General features: G+C 65.2%; 18 protein-coding genes and 5 pseudogenes. 19 read left to right on the forward strand and 4 right to left on the reverse strand.

The annotated features are described in order from the left end of the window. Positions 1-108 precede the first annotated feature (108 nt). From ABZS43_RS20030 to ABZS43_RS20065, 8 genes are all read left to right on the forward strand, one after another. Entirely contained in the window at positions 109-1,059 is a 951-nt protein-coding gene (locus ABZS43_RS20030; RefSeq protein WP_355037407.1) for a thiolase family protein, read from the forward strand. Next, positions 1,056-1,961, forward strand: a complete 906-nt coding sequence (locus ABZS43_RS20035) for an alpha/beta hydrolase (protein WP_355037408.1) — start codon at positions 1,056-1,058, stop codon at positions 1,959-1,961. The genes ABZS43_RS20030 and ABZS43_RS20035 overlap by 4 nt, the downstream gene beginning before the upstream one ends. A 67-nt stretch (positions 1,962-2,028) precedes the next feature. Then, positions 2,029-2,631: a TetR/AcrR family transcriptional regulator gene (locus ABZS43_RS20040; RefSeq protein WP_355037409.1), complete on the forward strand. Its 603-nt coding sequence runs from the start codon at positions 2,029-2,031 to the stop codon at positions 2,629-2,631. Between the two features lie 136 nt (positions 2,632-2,767). Next, positions 2,768-3,895 carry an amidohydrolase family protein gene (locus ABZS43_RS20045; RefSeq protein ID WP_355037410.1) on the forward strand — a complete coding sequence of 376 codons (1,128 nt, stop codon included), beginning with the start codon at positions 2,768-2,770 and terminating at the stop codon, positions 3,893-3,895. Between the two features lie 48 nt (positions 3,896-3,943). Beyond that, positions 3,944-4,159: a hypothetical protein gene (locus tag ABZS43_RS20050; protein WP_355037411.1), complete on the forward strand. Its 216-nt coding sequence runs from the start codon at positions 3,944-3,946 to the stop codon at positions 4,157-4,159. Between the two features lie 109 nt (positions 4,160-4,268). Beyond that, a complete protein-coding gene (locus tag ABZS43_RS20055; RefSeq protein WP_355037412.1) occupies positions 4,269-4,712 on the forward strand; it encodes an OB-fold domain-containing protein in 444 nt (147 codons plus the stop codon). Then, on the forward strand, positions 4,712-5,647 hold the full coding sequence (locus ABZS43_RS20060; protein WP_355037413.1) for an SDR family NAD(P)-dependent oxidoreductase: 936 nt from the start codon (positions 4,712-4,714) through the stop codon (positions 5,645-5,647). Before ABZS43_RS20055 ends, ABZS43_RS20060 begins: the two co-directional genes overlap by 1 nt. Then, positions 5,647-6,561 carry an alpha/beta hydrolase gene (locus ABZS43_RS20065; RefSeq protein WP_355037414.1) on the forward strand — a complete coding sequence of 305 codons (915 nt, stop codon included), beginning with the start codon at positions 5,647-5,649 and terminating at the stop codon, positions 6,559-6,561. Before ABZS43_RS20060 ends, ABZS43_RS20065 begins: the two co-directional genes overlap by 1 nt. Before the next feature lie 122 nt (positions 6,562-6,683). Here ABZS43_RS20065 and ABZS43_RS20070 read toward each other — a convergent pair whose 3' ends face one another. After that, positions 6,684-7,382 (reverse strand): hypothetical protein, encoded by a 699-nt coding sequence (locus ABZS43_RS20070; protein ID WP_355037415.1) that lies wholly within the window; start codon positions 7,380-7,382, stop codon positions 6,684-6,686. Beyond that, the gene (locus ABZS43_RS20075) at positions 7,379-8,683 is read right to left on the reverse strand and encodes a phenylacetate--CoA ligase family protein (RefSeq protein ID WP_355037416.1); all 1,305 of its coding nucleotides are present in this window, start codon (positions 8,681-8,683) and stop codon (positions 7,379-7,381) included. The genes ABZS43_RS20070 and ABZS43_RS20075 overlap by 4 nt, the downstream gene beginning before the upstream one ends. Before the next feature lie 178 nt (positions 8,684-8,861). Between ABZS43_RS20075 and ABZS43_RS20080 the strand changes: the two are divergent. From ABZS43_RS20080 to ABZS43_RS20090, 3 genes and pseudogenes are all read left to right on the forward strand, one after another. Then, positions 8,862-9,062 (forward strand): annotated as a pseudogene (locus ABZS43_RS20080) (enoyl-CoA hydratase-related protein); the annotation flags it as partial. A gap of 52 nt (positions 9,063-9,114) precedes the next feature. Beyond that, positions 9,115-9,636 (forward strand): enoyl-CoA hydratase-related protein, encoded by a 522-nt coding sequence (locus tag ABZS43_RS20085; protein ID WP_355037417.1) that lies wholly within the window; start codon positions 9,115-9,117, stop codon positions 9,634-9,636. Between the two features lie 80 nt (positions 9,637-9,716). Beyond that, on the forward strand, positions 9,717-11,261 hold the full coding sequence (locus ABZS43_RS20090; protein ID WP_355037418.1) for an AMP-binding protein: 1,545 nt from the start codon (positions 9,717-9,719) through the stop codon (positions 11,259-11,261). A gap of 80 nt (positions 11,262-11,341) precedes the next feature. Here the strand turns inward: ABZS43_RS20090 and ABZS43_RS20095 are convergent, their stop codons facing one another. Next, a complete protein-coding gene (locus ABZS43_RS20095; RefSeq protein ID WP_355037419.1) occupies positions 11,342-11,737 on the reverse strand; it encodes a hypothetical protein in 396 nt (131 codons plus the stop codon). Between the two features lie 11 nt (positions 11,738-11,748). Here ABZS43_RS20095 and ABZS43_RS20100 point away from each other — a divergent pair, with 11 nt between their 5' ends. The 6 genes and pseudogenes from ABZS43_RS20100 to ABZS43_RS20125 all read left to right on the forward strand — a co-directional run. After that, positions 11,749-11,970, forward strand: coding sequence for a hypothetical protein (locus ABZS43_RS20100; protein ID WP_355037420.1), 222 nt, complete (start codon positions 11,749-11,751; stop codon positions 11,968-11,970). A gap of 46 nt (positions 11,971-12,016) precedes the next feature. Next, on the forward strand, positions 12,017-12,823 hold the full coding sequence (locus ABZS43_RS20105; protein ID WP_355037421.1) for an acyl-CoA dehydrogenase family protein: 807 nt from the start codon (positions 12,017-12,019) through the stop codon (positions 12,821-12,823). A gap of 195 nt (positions 12,824-13,018) precedes the next feature. After that, positions 13,019-13,447, forward strand: coding sequence for a hypothetical protein (locus ABZS43_RS20110; protein WP_355037422.1), 429 nt, complete (start codon positions 13,019-13,021; stop codon positions 13,445-13,447). Next, complete coding sequence (locus ABZS43_RS20115) at positions 13,402-14,511, forward strand: fatty acid--CoA ligase family protein (RefSeq protein WP_355037423.1); 1,110 nt, start codon at positions 13,402-13,404, stop codon at positions 14,509-14,511. Before ABZS43_RS20110 ends, ABZS43_RS20115 begins: the two co-directional genes overlap by 46 nt. A gap of 141 nt (positions 14,512-14,652) precedes the next feature. Continuing rightward, on the forward strand, positions 14,653-15,108 hold the full coding sequence (locus ABZS43_RS20120; RefSeq protein ID WP_355037434.1) for an AMP-binding protein: 456 nt from the start codon (positions 14,653-14,655) through the stop codon (positions 15,106-15,108). A 35-nt stretch (positions 15,109-15,143) separates the two neighbouring features. Further along, a pseudogene (locus ABZS43_RS20125) lies at positions 15,144-15,569 on the forward strand (AMP-binding protein); the annotation flags it as partial. A 189-nt stretch (positions 15,570-15,758) separates the two neighbouring features. Here the strand turns inward: ABZS43_RS20125 and ABZS43_RS20130 are convergent. Beyond that, a pseudogene (locus ABZS43_RS20130) lies at positions 15,759-16,833 on the reverse strand (IS110 family transposase); the annotation flags it as partial. Between the two features lie 244 nt (positions 16,834-17,077). Between ABZS43_RS20130 and ABZS43_RS20135 the strand changes: the two are divergent. Together ABZS43_RS20135 and ABZS43_RS20140 are read left to right on the forward strand one after the other, a co-directional pair. Continuing rightward, positions 17,078-17,825, forward strand: a pseudogene (locus ABZS43_RS20135) (enoyl-CoA hydratase-related protein). A gap of 121 nt (positions 17,826-17,946) precedes the next feature. Further along, positions 17,947-18,624, forward strand: a pseudogene (locus tag ABZS43_RS20140) (SDR family NAD(P)-dependent oxidoreductase). The last annotated feature ends 197 nt before the right edge of the window (positions 18,625-18,821 follow it).

Genomic DNA, 18,821 nt, shown 5'->3' on the forward strand with positions numbered 1-18,821 from the left:
CGCGACGCCGGAGTGGACAAGCGGGATGTCGATGGCATCTGCGGTTCCACCGAGGTGTATGCGCACGAGATCGCCTCCGGACTCGGGCTGCCTGCGACGCGATGGTGGGTGAACACCCCGATCCCGTTCACCTTCCAGATCGTGGAGGCCGTCAATGCGGTCTTCGCGGGGGCCGCGGACGTCGTCCTGGCCTACCACGCCACCCGACGAGCGGGCGGAACGTCGCGATCGGCCCTGGCCGATCCGTATCGCCTGCGTGCCGGGCTGGGCGGTAATCGACCGGCACACACCCCGGATACCATCGCCGGCGCCGTCGGTTACGCCGCCTGGACCAGTCGATACATCCACCAGTACAACGTGTCGAAAGAGGCCTTCGGTCGCATCGCCATCAACGGGCGCACGAATGCGGCGAACAATCCGCAGGCAGCGTTGCAGACGCCACTCACGATGGACGAGTACTTGTCGGCCCGTCTGGTGCGAGAGCCTTTGTCGATTCTGGATATGGACTACCCCGTTGATGCCGCCGATGCGCTGGTGATCACCACAGCCGAACGTGCCGCGGATATGGAGGCACCTGCCGTACTCGTACACACCGCAAACAGTGGGATGACTGCGCACCCGGACGAAGACCAACTCGAGGATCTCGATCACACCGGTCAGCAGGTCGTTCTCGACCGGCTGTGGCGGACGAGCGATCTGAAGCTCGAGGACATCGACGTGTTCTTTCCGTATGACGGGTTCTCGACGCTCGCGCTGCGCTGGATCGAGACCGTGGGCTTCTGTGGTCCGGGCGAAGCGGGAGATTTCCTCGCATCTCATTGGGACCATGATCGGAATCGGGTCCTCATCAACGGTCGGATTCCGATCAACACCCACGGCGGAAGCCTTTCCGGCGGCGGTACGCAAGGCTCCGGACATGTCCGCGAAGCCGTTCTCCAATTGCAGGGCCGCGCGGGTGCACGCCAGGTCCAGGGTGCTCGGTCCGCGCTTGTCACGCCGGGCGGCTTCTTTTTCAACGCCGGGGGAATTATTCTGCGCGTGGCTCAGGACGGGCGATGATCGATCCGGACCGCGACGAATTCACCTACCTGGCCGAGAACCGGTCCGAAATCGGTCGCGACGGCTTTCCGTTGCCGGAGGTCGAGCGCGAGACCGTCGTCGTCGGCGGGCGGGCGCTGAGCGCCCTCCGTTGGACTCAAGCAGAACCGGCGGTGGTATTCCTCCACGGTGGCGGACAGAATGCGCACACCTGGGACAGTGTGATCCTCGAAATGCTCTGCCGGCGGACCGATCTGGGCGCCGTGGCCATCGACCTCCCCGGTCACGGGCATTCGGATCGGCGGCCCGATCGCGACTACATGCCGTGGACGGCGGCGGATGCTGTCTTACCGGCCATCGCCGAACTCGCACCTCGCGCGCAGTTGCTCGTCGGGATGTCGTTGGGCGGACTGACCGCCATCCGCGCGGTCGGTCTGCAACCGGGCCTGGTTCGGCACACCGTGATCATAGATGTGACGCCGTCGGTCGCGGAGCGGCAGAACGTGATGTCAACCACCGAGCGGGGGACAACGGAATTGGCGACCGGGCCACAGCTTTTCGACGACATCGAGGTCATGACGGACAGAATTGCCGAGATGGCTCCACATCGCCGGAGATCGGCTATTCGGCGCGGCGTCGTACACAACAGCAGGAGGGTCGGCACCGGATACGCGTGGCGCTACGATCGGCTGTCCGGCCCGGACGATTTCCGCCCGTTGTGGGAGCACGTCGGAACCGCCGACACCGACTTCACGCTGGTTCGTGGGGGCGAATCGACATTCGTTGACGATGCCGACGTCCGGGAGTTCGCCAGCCGCGCGGCGCGGTTCTGCGCGCGAGTTGTACCTGATGCCGGGCATTCGGTCCAGGCGGACCGTCCGGTCGAACTGGCGACCGTCATCGAGGAAGCATTGGATAGCTGACCAGACCGCACGGCTATGCTCGGTCGGTGATCGACGCTGAACAAATCGGCCGCGTTGTGACGTCGTGGTGAGCGAGCGGCGCAGTCCCGGCGACGATCGGAATGCCGAACGTCGCAGAATCATCGACTCCGCATACAGGCTCCTCGCGGACAATCATGGCATCTCGTTGCCGATCACCGCCGTGCTCGACGCGTCGGGGATCTCAACCCGCGCCTTCTACCGCCACTTCGAGACCAAAGACGCGTTGATGTTGGCGATGTTGCGAGATGACAGCGATGCAGTGCGGCAGATGTTGGTGGAGGAGGCCGCCGCGGCGGTCGACGCTCGGACCGCCCTACGCGGGTGGACCAGGTACATGCTCGCACTCGCGGCCGACCCGCGTCGTCGGAGTCGTGCGCTCGTGCTGACTTCGGATGAGATCCGCCGCGCCCGCGGCTACGCCGACGAGCGTCAGCGGTACACCGCCGGGCAGGACATCGAACTGCTCCGGCTGCTGCGGCGAGGGGTGGACGACGGCTCGTTGCCGGGGGCCCACCCCGAGTCCGATGCCCCCCTGATCCGCGCCGTGATCGAGGAGGGATTCGCGAAGATCATGTCCGCTCCGTCCGAGCTGGACTCGGCGAAGATGACTGATGAAGTCTGGTCTTTCATCGATCGATCGACCCGCTGACCTGCGATTCGGTCATGTGGGCGTGTTCTGATGTGACTCGATTGACAATCCTTCGGTTCCGGCGCACCATGTGAAAAACGGTTTTTCAGGCCGTAGCCGAATACATCGGTGCACGCCGATGAGGAGGAACGTTCTCGTGGCAAACAAGATCTGGGCAAACTCGGGTGACTCGCACTTCCTGGAGCCGGAGACGCTGTGGGCGGACAACCTCCCCCCGCGGCTGGCGGAATTGGTTCCGCGTTCGGTCAAGGATGAGGATGGCGAATGGGAGACGGTGCACATCGACGGAATGGCCTTCCGGCGCAAGCTGCCGACCAGTGCGGCGCAGGAGTTCATGGAGGCGACGAATCGTGCCCCGGGGGCCAGGGACGTGAACCTGCGGATGAAGGATCTCGATCAGGAGGGAGTCTGGTCGGAACTGGTCTTCCCGTCGTTGGGCATGTGGAGCAGTTCGTTCCGGACGCCTGAGGTGCTACGCGAGGCCATGCGGGTAAGCAACGACTGGGCCTTCGAGACCCTGGAGAAGGCGACCCCTCGGCTGGTGACCGCCGGTCAGGTGTCCACCCTCGACATCGGGGATGCGGTTGCCGAACTCGAACGGATCGCGGAGATGGGGTATCGCGCCGTCTACATGCCCGTCCAGCCGCACCCCCTGCAGAAGGACTACAATCGGGACGACTGGGAACCGTTCTGGGCCGCATGTGAGGCGGCCAACATGGTGATCGCGTTCCACATCGGAACCGACCCGATCGACTTGTCGAAGGGCGAGTATGCGCCGGTCAAGTTCCGCGGACCCGGTGGCGCGGTCTTGAATTACACCGAAACCACGTTCGGTGGTCAGCGGGCCATTATGAAGATGGTCGCGTCGGGTGCACTCGACCGTCACCCCGATCTGAAGGTGCTCGTTTCCGAGGGCGGCGCGACCTGGGTGCCGTTCATCGCCGACCGGATGATCGAGGGATATCGGCAGCACCACATGGCAGTGCGGCCCAAGCTGAAGCGGGACATCAAGGAAATCATCTACTCGCAGGTCTACGCGTCGTTCCAGCACGACGAGTCCGCCGTGGCGGTCGCGCAGCACATGGGTTACAACAACGTCATGTGGGGCAGCGACTACCCCCACATGGAGGGTACGTACGGACACACCCAGGAGACCCTGCACAACTTGTTCGACGGCGTGGACCCCAAAGTGGTCGAGCGAGTCACCGTGGGTGCGTACCGCGAACTGTTTCCGACCGTGCCGGAGATCCCGACAGCGGCGTGAGAGCGGCGAGTACTCGTGTCGCGAAGCACAGCATGAGGAGACAAGGACATGAGTGACGACAATGTCATGTACGACAGTCCGCTGGAGTTCATGAACGATGCGGCGTCCAGTGAGGAGTGTGTCGCCCAGTCGGCGATTCCGGTCGGCGACGCGTACGTGTGCGCGTGCGTCTGCGACGAATGGCAGGTCACGGCGGCATCGTTGGAGGAAGGCCTCACGCTTGCCAAGCGGCATGCCGGCGTGCAGGACCCTTCGCCGGCCTGACGGACTCGGATGCAGGTTTTGGAGGGAAGGCTCTCCCGCAAAGAGTGTACTGAACTAGAATTCGCGGAACGGGCGCGCTCGTTCCGCGAATGTGTGAAAGGAGCCGGGCATGGCACAGGTCACTGATCGGGAGATCCTGGAGACCTTCCCCGATGCGCCGATCGATCATGACAACAAGGAGTACTACCGCGGTCGGCTGACCCGCCGACTCCTGCTGAACCGGTGCAGCTCGTGCGATACCTGGTCACAGCCGCCGCGCGGTCTGTGTCCCAATTGCTGGTCCGATGACGTGGTCGCATCGGAGGTTTCGGGCGATGGGGTCATCTACATCACGATGTTCTTACATCAGGGGCCACCGGCACCCGGGGTGGACTACTCGGCGCCCTACCCGGTCGTGGTCGTTGAATTGGACGAGCAGCCGGGTTTGCGCTATACCGCGACGGTGCTCGGCGCGGCCCGCGACGACATCGCGATCGGCAAGCGGGTCCGACTCGACTGGATCGAACGGGGTGGCGAGCCGACGCCGGTGTTCCGGGTGGTCGAGGTCGGCTGATGGCGAATGCGCCGACCGCCGACCAGGTTCTGGCCGGGACCGACTTGGCGGGTCATCGCGCGCTGGTGACCGGCGCAGCCGGCGGGATCGGCTACGAGACCGCACGGTCTTTGCTGAAGGCGGGGGCGGAGACCGTGGTCACGGCTCGCACGCAGCAGGCCGCGGACAATCTTGGACGACGGTTGTCCCGCGAGATCCCGAACGCAGTGGTGACCGGGATCGGAATGGATCTGGGATCGATCGGCGATGTGCTCCGGGCCGCCGATCGGCTGATCTGCGACGGCGCTCCACTGGACGTGCTCATCGCCAACGCTGGAGTGATGGGCGTTCCCGAGGGGCGGACTGCCGACGGTTTCGAAACTCACATCGGCGTCAATCATTTCGGGCACTTTGCGCTGATCACTGCACTGGAGCAGCTGTTGACCGCACGGGCGGGAGCCCGGGTAGTGATCTTGAGCTCCGTCGGTCACCGGCACGGCGATGTCGACCTGCTCTCGCTCGCAACCGGTACCACGCCCTATCGGCGGTTTCGTCAGTACAGCGCCTCCAAGACCGCGAATGTACTGTGCGCGGTGGCAATCGACCGGCGATGGGCCTCTCGAGGCGTTCACGCGTTTGCCGTGCACCCGGGAGCCGTACCCGCTACCGGCCTGTCCCGGCACCTCGACGACAAGACACTATCCGCGATGCGTGCCGGCGGCTCGGCCGCCGCGATGAGCGAGTACACCCCCGAGCAGGGGGCGGCGACATCGGTGTGGGCGGCGACCAATCCGGAACTTGCCGAGCGGGGCGGAAGCTACCTGGAGAACTGCGCTGTTGCCGCGGTGACGGGACCTGAGGCGACAACGGGCGTGCGTGACTACGCGGTGGCGCCGGACGCTGCGGACGAACTCTGGGAACGATCGACAGACCTACTCGCACGAAGAGAGAAGTGATGACAGAACCAACGACGGTCAGGATCGAGTCCGGCGACGTTCAGCTGATCGCGGACCGGTACGGTGACGCTTCCGATCCGCCGGTTGTCCTGCTGCACGGCGGTGGTCAGACCCGCCATTCGTGGCGCCGAACCGCCGAAGACCTGTCCACTCGAGGATGGTCGACGTACGCGGTGGATCTGCGTGGACACGGCGACAGCGAATGGTCTCCAGATCAGGCCTACGGACTCGAAGATTTCGCCGACGATGTGTGCCGAATCGTCGACTACGTCGGGGCCCCACCGGTGTTGGTCGGTGCCTCGCTGGGCGGCAACTCATCGCTGGCTGCCCTCGGACGCCGAAGCGACATGGCTCTCGGGCTTGTTCTGGTCGACGTATCCCCGTTTCTTCAGCCGGCGGGAACCGGACGAATCCGGGATTTCATGTCCGCGAACGCGCGTGATGGCTTCGCCAGTCTCGATGAAGCCGCCGACGCGATTGCCGCGTATCTACCACACCGGCCACGACCGGCGACGCACTCCGGATTGGAGAAGAACCTCCGACAGCGGGATGGTCGGTGGTACTGGCACTGGGACCCCGCGTTCCTCGCCGAGCCGTCTGATCAACCCGTCCAGCGCAACCGTCTTATCGATCCGGTGGCGCTAGGCGCAGCGTCGTCGGGTCTCCGTATCCCAACGATGTTGGTCCGAGGTGGCGAATCCGACGTGTTGAGCGAGGAGGATGCGATTCACTTCCTGCGGTTGGTGCCACACGCGGAGTACGCGACCGTGGTCGGCGCCCATCACATGGTCGCCGGTGACGACAATGCTGTTTTCGAGGAAGTGCTGCGTGATTTTCTCGAGCGCCGGATCCGGTCGAGGCTGGAGCTGCTGAACCGGCGGGTGGCCGCGAGCGATCGGCCGTCACACCCGTAGGCGATGCGGCCGTCAGAGGACCGGGCACACGAGCCACTCCGCGACGGCCCGCCCCTCAGATGGCTCTGCGGCCCGCCGAAATCCCGCGGGCCGCACTGGCCGCACTGTTGCTCAGCGAACTCTCAGCCCAGCTCGTCGAGCACGATCCTCGGGCCGGCTGCGGTGGTCTCGACGTGACCGGCCACCCCTGTCCGCTGTCGATCGAAATCGGCTGCACGATTCCCTTTGCTCGATACGACCAGCTCGCCGTCCTCGTCATCGATTGTCCATTGACTCTCGTCGAATCCGATGCCACTGCCGTCTGCGAGACTCACTCCTGCGGCCGGTCCTAGCCAGACCACGATGCCCGGCCGGGAGATGCCCGCATCTAGCAGCGGGTCCACGGCGTCGGGATGTACCAGGAGGTGCTCGACCGCGGACAGCCCCTCGGACGGCTCGACGATTCCGGCCATGCCGTCGATGTTGGCGCGGTTCGCACCGAGTAGGACATCGGGGGTCAGACGTCGGCAGAAGAGCTCGAAACGTCGTGCGTCCCAGCCCCACGCCTCAACCGGGCACACCACACCGTTGAGGTGGCCGATCGCGTCGCGCACCGGGATGGTCCATCCGATCTCCATGCCGGAGGAGCAGACCAGGACCCGTGAGCCGGGCCCCACGCCGTACCCGGACAGCACCTCCGACCAGAACCGGGCGTCGGCTGCCATGTCGGCCTCGGAGACCGGATAGCTGACGGTCTGGTCACCGGCACCGAAGCGGGCGATAATACTCGGCCAGTCCTTCTCGATGAGACCGGCGCGCGCGGTGGTTGTTTCTCGGGTCATGCTTTCACAATCCTCGGGATCTTCGCCGCCGACGAGGCGCGGCTGATGATGGCCTGTTCTTCGACGAGCTCGAGCTTGGGCGTAACTCCGGTCGCCGAGCTGATCTCGGTGCTGAGGCGATCGTGCAGATCGGTCAGGTCGGTGGTGCGCTCCGGCGCGTACCCCACCCGAATCCGCAACTCGTCCAGTTCGCGCTGCGGCCGGATTATCTGGAAGAGTGCCGACCTCGTCTCGTCGAGCTTCTCGATGGCCGACCAGATCTCGAGCGGCATGACACCCTTGCCGCTGACGACGGTCAGGTCACCTTCTCGTCCCAGCGGCCAGATCCGGCGATGGGACCGGCCACAGCCACAAACGCCGGTCGAGTATCGGACCAGATCCTCGGCCCGATAGTGGATCAGAGGAGCGGTGCGGTTGTCGATGTCGGTCACCACCAACTCGCCAACGTGACCCTCCGGCGCAGGTGTCCGATCCGCCGGATCGAGGACCTCAGGGAAGACGGTGTCCTCCCACAGGTGGTAACCGTCGTGTTCCTGGCACTCCCACGCGGTGCCGGTGTCTCCGGCGCTGGTCCACAAGGTCAACCTGGTATCCCAGTCGTTGCGGACCCGGTTCTGGAGTCGGGAACCCAGCGGCTCTCCGGCGAAGCTGACGAACTTGACCGGGTCGAGCGCCTGACGCATATCGAGTTTCTCCGCTGCGCGCTCCAGCGCGGCCATGGCCGGTCCCAGCAACTGGATGTAACGGACGTCGTACTCGCCGATGGCCTCCAACACCGGAGTCCAGTCCGCGCCGGGCGCCGTGTCCACGCACACACTGACGCAGCCGAGCTGCCTCATGTCGTCCTGGCCGTAGCCTCGGAAGGTCATCGGCGCAGCAAGGACGTTGTCTCCCGGGCGCAGACCATGTTCCCACATGTCACGGATGAAGCTGGTGGTCAGAGGACGCCACTTCCCTTGTTCGGCGAAGAACGTGGCGTCCCCGGTGGTCCCGGAACTCGATGAGATGCTGTCGAGCTCGGTCGCGTCGACGCAGAGCAGCCCACCGAAGGGGTCGCCGGTCGCATCCCGGAAGTCGCGGATGTCGTCCTTGGTGATATAGGGAATACGCTCGCGGAAATCCTGTGTGGTCTTGATGTCGCGCGGGTGCACCCCCGCCTCGTCCCACACCTTTTTGTAGAGCGCCGAACGCTCGTACGCGTAGGGAACGAGTTCGAGGAGTTTCTCCTCCTGAAGTGCGTCGATCTCCGTTCGGGACATCAGTTCGATGTCGGGTTCGAAGTAACGGTCATCCTGTTTCATTGCAAGTGTGCCTCCGCTCACTCCTGATGGTGAGATAGAGTGTACTCAATAAAGGGCCATGCGATGTCGCTTTGGTCGGTTTTCCGCGAACACCGAGGAGCTGGGTGCGGCAATCGTGCCGTGGTGCCATCCGTCGCCGCCGCGCCGTCGTGGGTCATACAGGTCAGGAAGGTGGCATATGGAGTTCGTCGAGATCACCGTCGACGGGTCGGTCGCGGAGGTGCACTTCAGCCGGCCGCCGGTCAACGCACTCACCCGGCAGGCTCTCGCCGAGATAGCCGAGGCCTTCGAGCCGCTGGCCACTCGTCGTGTGGCCGCAGCGCTGTTCACGACCGGGGGTGACGGTGCCTTTATCGCCGGCGCCGACCTCAAAGAGATGGACGACCCGACGGCCGAGGAGAGTGACCTCTCGTCCATGGCCGATCCGGGCGGTGGCAAGGCGAGCGATAGAAGGCCTCGCGCACTGCACGGTCCCCGTCGTAACCGCCGTGCAGGGCGCCGCCATCGGCGGCGGATTGTGCCTGGTGGCGGTCAGCGACATCGTGATCGCCGGCGACCGCGCGCGCTTCGGCGCGACCGAGATCAACGTCGGACTCCTCGGCGCCAGTGCGCACCTGCGACGGATGGTCGGGCCGATGCGAACCCGCGAACTGTATCTCACCGGACGGCTCGTTCCGGCCGCGGAGATGGCGGAATACGAGGGGATCGCGCAAGTGGTTCCGCACGAGCGTCTCTATTCCGTTGCGCGCGACGTGGCGCAGGAGATCGCATCGAAGAGTCCGCTGGCGGTACGGCTTGCGAAGGAGTCGCTCGATCGAACGGAGTCGTTGCCGGCCCATGAGGCGTATCGGATCGAGCAGGACTACACGGCGCGCCTGCGCAAGTTCGACGATTCCGCGGAGGCGCGGGCTGCTTTCCTGGAGAAGCGCGCGCCGGTGTGGAAGTGGCAATGAACAAGCACCTACCGGCCTATTAGGATACTTAATAATCCCATGGGCGCCTTACTCATTCGCAGTTGACCGGAGAGAACGTCATGCATTCACTGACATTGGGCGACGTCGCTCGCCAACATCGGCATACCTTCGCCGACGACACCTCACTCGTCTGCCGCGGTGTGCGGTACACCTATCGCGAGCTGGACGACCGCACCGATCGCCTGGCCTCGAGCCTGTCGGCGGCCGGCGTCGGTCCCGGCGAGCGGGTCCTCTGGCTGGGCCAGAATTGTCATCGGGTACTGGAACTACTGATCGCGTGCGCCAAACTCAATGCGATGGTCTGCCCGGTGAACTGGCGTCAGTCGGCCGCCGAGATCGCCTTCGTGATCGACGATCTGGCCCCGGCCGTCGTCGTCTGGCAATCGGAAGCCCTCGGCGATGTCATCGCCGAGGCACGCGGTCTCGCGAAGCACAAAGGAGCATGGATCAGTGAGGATACCGTAGGCGAGGGCATCGACTACGAGTCCTTCCTCGGTGCCGGGTCGCCGAACCGCCCGGATGTGCCGGGTGATTCCTCCGCCGCGGTGCTGGTCATCTACACGGCGGCATTCGGTGGACGCCCCAACGGTTCGATGCTCACTAACCTGAGCCTCACCACGCAGAGCGCGAACCTTCTCCGGCTGGCCGACATGTGGGCGGGGTACGCATACCTGAACAACGGGCCGTTGTTCCACATCGGCACGGCGATGTACACCGTTGCAACCTTTCTGATCGGCGGCAAGAATGTCTTCACCAGGCGCGCGGACCCGCAGGACGTGATGGAGTTGATCGCGTCGGAGCGGTGCACTGCGGGCATGGTGCTACCGCCTACGATCAGCAAGATCGTCGAGCTGAATGCTGACGGAGAATACGATCTCTCGTCCTTCCGGTCACCCATCCCGATGCCTGGATGGGCGGATATGGTGCAGACGGACACGTCGCCGTTCGGTCGTCTCGGCTTCGGGGGATACGGGCAGACCGAGGTGAACGGACTGGACGTCTACGCGGTGTACGGTGGTGACCCTTCGGTCTCGACGGCAGGCCGCCCGTCGCCCTGGACGCGCGTGCGAATCCTCGACGAAGACGGCAACGAGGTCGCCGACGGAGAGACCGGCGAGATCGAGTTCTCGGGACCGCTGGTGCACGCGGGCTATTGGAACCGTCCGGAGCTCAACGCGCAGCGAACCCGCTCCGGCGGCTGGCGCACGAACGATCTCGGTCGCCGGGAATCCACCGGGGTCGTCGCGTTCATCGGGCCCAAGACCCAGATGATCAAGACCGGTGTGGAGAACGTTTATCCCGCTGAGGTGGAGGCCTGCATCGAGACGCATCCCGGAGTGAAAGAGGCCGCGATCATCGGCACACCTGATCCGCAGTTCATCCAATCGGTGAAGGCGATAGTCGTAGTGGCCGACGGAGCGGCGGTGACGGGCAGGGAGATCGTCGCGCATTGTGTGGAGCGCATCGCCTCGTACAAGAAGCCGAAGAGCATCGCGTTCGTCGATGTGCTACCCCGTACGGCCGAGGGTGCCAAGGATTATCGCGCGCTGGACGCAGCCTTCGGCGGCGGCGGGTATCCCGGCGGATCGACCCGCAGTCAGTAGTCTGTCGGCCGGGACCTCGGTGCTGCTGTGGTCCCGGCCCGCGGATGACGATCCTCCCGGCTGTCAGCGGCCCGGCGCAATCACCGGACCGGGTGATCCGAGACCTGCTCCACGAGCCGCGCAGCGTCGGCCATGTCCTGAGTTACGCACGCATCCACGTACTCCTGGCGCAGACGTCGGACCAGCTCGGCGACGGTGGGCACATCGTCGACGAGGTCGACGCCCTGGCCGGCGCTCCAGAAAGTCTTCCACGGCTTCACGTGTTCCGGTAGATGATCGTGGCGCATCGGGCCCTTGGGTGCCGGTAGATTCTCCGGGTCCAGGCCGAGCATCCGCATCGACGGCACCAGCCAGTTCGCCGGTACACCGGCGATGTCGCCGGTGTACCGCAGGTCCGTGGAAGAGGAGTCGACCAGCATCTGTTTCAACTCGGGTGCGGCGCCGGATTCCTTGGTCGCCATGAAGCGCGTCCCCATATAGATGACCGTTGGACGAGAGTTTCGAGTCGGTCATCGAGCAGTACGCGAACGCGGCCACGGTGTCGGTGGGACTCGCACACGCCATGCTGGACCGACACCTCGAAGTCGACTTGGCGCAAGCGTTGACGAACGAGTCGACCTTCGAGAAGATCTCAACGCGATCCGCGGATTTCAAAGAAGGTATCGCGTCGTTGCGCGAGCGCCGTGAATCCGAGTACCGCGGGCTCTGAATGCAAACCGCGACATGGACAGTCCCACGACGGTAAAGGCACCTCAATGACGCTGGCGACCGGACTGCCGATCGCCGGCCCGACGATGATCAAGTACGGCACCCCCGAGCAGAGAGCACGCTATCTGCGCCCGATGCTTCGTGGTGACGAGGTCTGGGCCCAGGCCTATTCCGAACCGGAAGCCGGCTCCGATCTGCCCGCGTTGCGCACCACCGCGATTCGAAAGGGTGATGGTGCCGATGCGGTCTACGTGGTCAACGGTCAAAAGCTGTGGAATACACGCGCCGAGATAGCGGACATTCTGTTCACTCTGGTCCGGACCGGTACGTCCGATTCGAGGCAACGCGGTATCAGTTACCTCCTGATCGATGCGCACGCCCCCGGGGTCACCGTGCGGTCGTTACGGGATTTGACCGGCGCCTCGGATTTTGCCGAGATCTACTTCGACGACGTTCGAGTTCCGATCGCCAACCGGGTTGGTGATGAAAACGATGGCTGGAAGCTGGTTCGCACGAGCCTCGGGCACGAACGCGCGGCCGGCTCGATGAATCAAGCGGCGACCTATCGACGGGTAGTCGACGAGTTGGTGTCGCTGGCCCACGAGTTGGGTGCCACTGAAGACGCCGTGGTGCGAGACAAGCTGGCGGGCTTCGAAAGCCAGGTCAGAATCATGCGCTACACGGGTATGCGGACGATCTCCGGCATCCTCGCCAACGGCGAGCCGGGTCCGTCCTCGTCGACCGCGCGTCTCTACAACTCGCTGTTCGAACAGGAACTCCATGAGTTCGCCGTCGAGTTACTCGGTGATGCCGGGGTGCTGGGGTGCTGGGGTGCTGGGACCGAAGGATCCTGACGCGGTCCAACGTGGTCGCTGGACGTGGGGCTTCTTCCGGACACGGGCCTCGACAATCGGCGCCGGGACCTCGGAGATCCAGCGCAACACCATCGCCGAACAGGTCCTCGGGATGCCCCGAGACCCGGCCATGCCGCGCTGAACGTTCTGCGATCGGCGACTCACACACCCATCAATCGAGAAGTCAGGGAAGCAATGACGGAATCCGGCACGATCCGAGACCTCGTCGCTCGCATCGCCGCAGTGGCGCCGGGAGCAGAAGCCACCGCCGAACTCGACGGCGAACGTCTGACCTTCGGCGGGCTCGCCGCACGGGTGAACTCCTGGTGCGATCGGATCCCGGCGGGAGCGCGCAGAGTCGCGGTGCATTGCGCCAACGACAACGACAACGTCGCCCGCATCTGTGCGGTCTGGCAATCGGGGGCGTCAGCGGTGCTCCTTGGTGCGCTACTTCCTGCCGCCGAGGCCCAGCGCCGGGTTGTGGAGTCGTGTTCGGACGCAGTTCTCGGACGCGACGACATCGCTGCCGAGTTGGCCCCGGGCGACTCACCGGCCGAGCCAGACGAAATTCTCGTCGTGTGTTCACCTCTGGCACCACCGGTCGTCCTAAGGGCACGGTACTGACCGTCGATGGTCTGGGTCGGTCCCTCGAGGGTGTGGCTCTCGGAAGCCGACTGCCGAAGGAAGGGCGAATGCCCACCGACCCCGCGCGGGGGCCGTCGCCGATGTTCACCCCGATGGCACACATGGCCGGGGTGTTGGGCGTGCTGATGAGCTGGTATACCGGCAAGCCGGTGTTGCTCGTGCCGAAGTTCGACGCGCGGGTCGCGCTGCGTCTGGTCGACGAATTCGGCCTGACGATTCTCAAGCTCACCCCGGCGATGGTCTTCGACCTTGCCCGCTGGCCGGATAAGCGCGGGCTGGGTGAAGTCAAGTCGGTGACCGTCGGTACCGCGCCGATCCCGGATGCGACCCGCGAGGAGTTCGAAGAGCGCTACGGCATACCGGTCCTGCGAAACTACGGGCAGACCGAGTTCGCCGGTGCCGTCGCATTCGAGCGGATCGAAGATGTGCGCAAGAGTTTGCGACCGGACGGCACGGTGGGCCGGGTGGCCCCGGGCGTCGAGGTGCGCATCGAAGATGCCGACGGCGTCGAGGTTCCGGTCGGACAGCCAGGCGAGATCGTGGCTCGCGGTGGCGGTTCGATGGCGGGCTACATCGGCGAGGACGGCCGACCGAAGTCGCCGGGACCGCAGGGCTGGCTGCACACCTGGGATCTGGGCAAGGTGGACGAGGACGGATTCGTGTACGTACTCGGCCGGGTGCGCGAGATGATCCTGTGCGGTGGGTTCAACGTCTACCCGGCGGTGGTCGAGGCGGCGATCAACAAGCTCCCCGGTGTCATCGACAGCGCCGTGGCCGGACAGATCGACGAGCGTCTGGGCGAGATCCCGGTGGCAGTGGCGGTGTCCGACGGCCCCTTGCCACCCCTGGCAGAGCTACGCAACCCACTTCGAGCGGATCTCGCAGCCTATGAGATCCCACGCAAGATCATTCGGGTCGATGAGCTTCCGAGGACGGAGAACGAAAAGCTCGATCGGCCGGGTGTCGTGCGATTGCTCGCCGACGGCGAGCGGGCCGGCGCAGGCGCAGGCGCAGGCGCAGGCGCAGGCGCAGGCGCACGGTAGTGGATTCGATCGTGGGCGGGGCCGTCGACCACCGCGGGCTGTTTCGCTGGAATCCGTCACCTCCGCCAGCCGGACCCGCCACGGTGGCCGCGGTGCTCGACCGGTGGGTGCGCGACACCCCGGATCGGGAAGCCCGGTGTGATGACGAAGAGTCGCTGGGATACGCCGCCCTGGACGCGCGGCGTCGATCGCTTCGCATCAGAGTTGCTCGGTGTGGGGGTCCAGACCGGGAGCCGTGTGGCCATGGCGCTCCTCAACGGCGTCGACATCGTGGTGGGGTTTCTCGCGTGTATGCGTCTCGGTGCGATCTGGGTGGGCATCAATCCCAAACTCGGAGTCTCGGAACAGCACTTCAAGTTGGGCGATTCGGGTGCGGCCGTTGCCCTCGTCCTTCCGGGCTCACCGATCCTGCGATCGTTGCCGGAGTCCGACTGCCAGATCATCGCCGTCGACGAGGAGTTCGCTCGCTCGGTTGCCGCCCAACCGCTCAGGACAGCCATTCGTGCGGCTGTCGACCCTCATGCTCCGGCTGCCATCTCCTACACCAGCGGGACCACCGGCAGGCCGAAGGGCGGGTGCACAGTCAGCACAACATGATGTTGCCGGCGGCCCGGTTTCTGTTGGAAGAAGCGATGGAGCCGGGTTCCCGGCAGGGAGTGGCACTGCCGCTGACCATTTTGAACCTCCAGATCCTCGGTCCGGTGGCCGTTTTCGCATGCGGCGCGGCGTGTGTGGCGTTGCCCAGGATCGATGTGGAAGGCCTGATACAGGGAATCGCGCGACACCGGGTGCAGCGGGTGATCGTGCTGCCGACCATCGCCTACGACCCGGTCCATCGGGCCGAGACCGGAGGTGACGAACTCTCGGATGTCAAGGAACTGGGGATCGGCGGCTCGGGGACGCCCCCGGGTCTCGCCACCCGATTCCGGGCACGGTACGGCTGCAGATTGGTGGCTGGGTACGGCCTGACGGAGGCCCCGACGGTGGTCTCGCAGGAGGACCGAGTCTCCGCTCCGGAGGGCAGTGTCGGTTACCCGCTGGCTCACATCCGTGTCGCGGTGGTCGACGGGGATGGAGCGCCAGTATCGGATGGCATCGTGGGCGAGATCGTGATCGGGCCGACCACGGAGGGCCCTTTCGCCGACTCGTACCGTCCGATGCTCGGATACTGGAACCGACCGGCGGACACGTTGAGGGCGATCGCCCCAGGCGGCCGGCTGCGGACCGGTGACCTCGGTGTGGGTCCCGAAGTCCCGGTTCGGCCCGTCTCGGATGATGCTGGTCTGGGCCGACAGGTAGAACACCCGACGCAACCGGCGGCTGTACCGTTTCGGACGGTGCAGGTTACCGGTCCGGCGACCCGAATCACGCGGGACCGGTACCAGACCCGCCGCCGATGCCCGGTGCCCAGCATCGGCGTAAGCCCTCAGATCGCCTGCGGCGACAACCAGTTCTGCGCCCAGGATTGGACCGGTCCCGGGCAAGGACTCGATGATCTCGGCCTGCGGGTGCGCGCGAAAGGTATCGCGGATCTGGGTCTGGAGGCGTTTGATCCGGTCGTCGAGGTCCAGGATCGCCCGCGGCGCGAGCTCGGCCACGATCTGCGCGGCAACGCTCTCGCCGGGCAGGGTGGTCTGCTGAGCGTCCGCGGCCGCGATCGCGGTGGCCGCGAACGTCTTCGCCGACCGCACCTGGCGTTTGGCCAGCCACACCGTCAACCGGGTATGCCCACGGCGACGGATCGCGGCCGGGGTTTGATAGCCGGTCAGCAAGATCAACGCCCCCTTGTGAGCGCTGTAGTCGAAAGCCCGTTTCAACGCGGGGAACACCCCGGTCAGCACATCACCCAGGCGATTGATCATGCGGACCCGGTCCGCGACCAGATAGGTGCGGTGCGGTGCGGTGCGCGGTCAGCAAGGCGAGGTCGGCCACCAACTGCGCGGGCACGTCGATCGTCGTGAAATCGGCTCTTTGCCTGGAGGTTTCGGCGATGACGTAAGCATCCTTGGCGCCGGTCTTGGCTTCACCTCGGTAGGCACCCGACATGCGGTTGACGGTGCGTCCGGGCACATACACCGCCGAGAGCCCGTGCGCGGCAAGCAGGGCCAGCAGCAACGCCGACGAGGTGCCGGAGATATCGACGGCGAAGCAGACCTCCTCGGCCAGGGCCAGGATCTCACCCAACGCGGTCAGGATCGCGGTCTCGTCATTGTCGATCTTCTTCGACCACAACGTGGCTCCGGTGTCATCGACGACCGCCGCCCAGTGATGGCCCTTACCGGCATCGACACCGGCCCATGCGCGGGCCCGCGTAATTCCCACTCAGCACTCCTCGCTCGTCACGGCACACGTTCGGTCCGAGGAGCACCCCGCTGTCGTCTCCGTAATCAGCGACCGCATATCGCGCGCATATCTCAATCAGCAGCCAGGGCGCCCCAGAGGGTCGGACGGCCACTCCTTGGAAGCCACTACAGGCAAGCCACATCCGGCCCTCCTGGGCCGCCTAACAGCTTACGGAGACCCCATATCCAACGACGCCGTCCTCATCGAAGTCGCCGGTTACGTCATGACCATCACCATCAACCGGCCGGAGGCGCGCAACGCGGTCAATCGCGACGTCTGTCTCGGCGTCGGAAACGCGCTGACTCAGGCGGACGAGAACCCGGGGATCCGGGCGATCGTACTCACCGGTGCAGGAGGCAAGTCCTTCTGTGCAGGTGCGGATCTGAAGGCAATCGCACGGGGTGAGGACATCGTGCCCGCAGGTCGTGAGGAATGGGGCTTCGCCGGCTGGGTGGGACATCCGGTCGCCACCCCGACGATCTGCGCGGTCAACGGAACCGCGCTCGGCGGAGGCACGGAACTTGCCTTGGCCTCGGACCTGGTCGTCGCAGCGGATTCAGCTCTCTTTGGGCTGCCCGAGGTCAAACGCGGCTTGATGGCGGCCGCCGGCGGCGCGTTCCGCTTGGCCGACCGCATTCCGCGGGCGGTTGCCATGGAATTGCTGCTCACCGGTGAAGCAATCTCGGCCGATCGTGCACTGCAGCTGGGACTGATCAATCGGGTCGATCCGGCATCCGACGTACTGTCCGAGGCGCAGGCTTTGGCCGAGCAGATCGCCGCCAATGCACCGCTCGCGGTGCAGGCGACAAAGCGCGTCGCCGCAGGCATCGTGAACGCACGAATAGTCGCCGAGGACCGGATGTGGGAATGCAACGCGCGTGAAGCGGGGAGTCGTGCTCTCAAGCGCGGACGCGATCGAGCGGGCGACCGCTTTCGCTGAGAAGAGGTCACCGCGCTGGACCGCCAGCTGACCTGCCGCCCCGAGGACCCCGGTCATCATTGGATCCGTTGTGACCGGAAGCCCGATCGGAAGCGGGGCACGCCTCCCCAGCACGGAGAACAACACCCGGATAGGAGTTTGACAGAACAGTCATCGTCTCCGGGGGAACCGGGGGCTGGGTTCCGCGGTCACCCGAAAGCTACTCGATGACGGTTGGCGCGTCGTGGTGCCCTGGATCGTCGAACACGAGTTGTCCCGGTCACCCGACCGATGACTCGCTCGTACCGATACGGGCTGATTTGTCCGAGATCTCGGATGTGCGGGATGTCGTGAAAAAGGCCGTGGCCGAACACGCCGCCCCGCTCCGCGCCGTTGTCAATCTGGTGGGGGGCTTCGCCATGACTGGTCGAGTGGCTGAAACGTCCCCGGAGGAATTCGATCGTCTCCTCGGTCTGAACCTGCGGCCTCTTTGTCACCTCACACACGCCGCCGTTCCGGAGCTGATCGCATCAGGTGGCGGCGCCATTGTTGGCGTCTCGGCGAAGGCCGCTTTGTCACCGTTTCCGGGTGCGGCCGCGTACATCACATCGAAAGCGGCCGTGGCCGCGTTCCTCGGAGCGCTGGCCACCGAGTACAAATCGGAAGGGATCCGCGTGAACACGGTGCTCCCATCCGTCATCGACACAGCCGCAAATCGAGAACGCCAACCGGCTGCCGATCGATCGGGTTGGGTTGACCCGGTACAGATCGCCGAAACGATTTCGTTCCTCGTTGCCGAGAGCTCGTCGGCCGTGAACGGCGCGCAAATACCAGTTGCCGGACTGGGCTGAACACGAACACCAACATCTGAGTCGGCGACCACGTCGGCCGCGTGGCCAGATCTCCGGCCGCCGCAGCGTATCGCCGAACGCCTTGCGGCCGACAAAGCGCTCCGGAAGCTGTCAATCCGGATGAGACATCAGGCTGCGTAGGGGGTTTGTGGCGGGTGGTCGGTTCGGAGGGTGGCTGGCGGTTCGTTGATCCAGAC

The organism is Nocardia sp. NPDC005366 (assembly GCF_040606855.1).
GTDB lineage: Bacteria > Actinomycetota > Actinomycetes > Mycobacteriales > Mycobacteriaceae > Nocardia.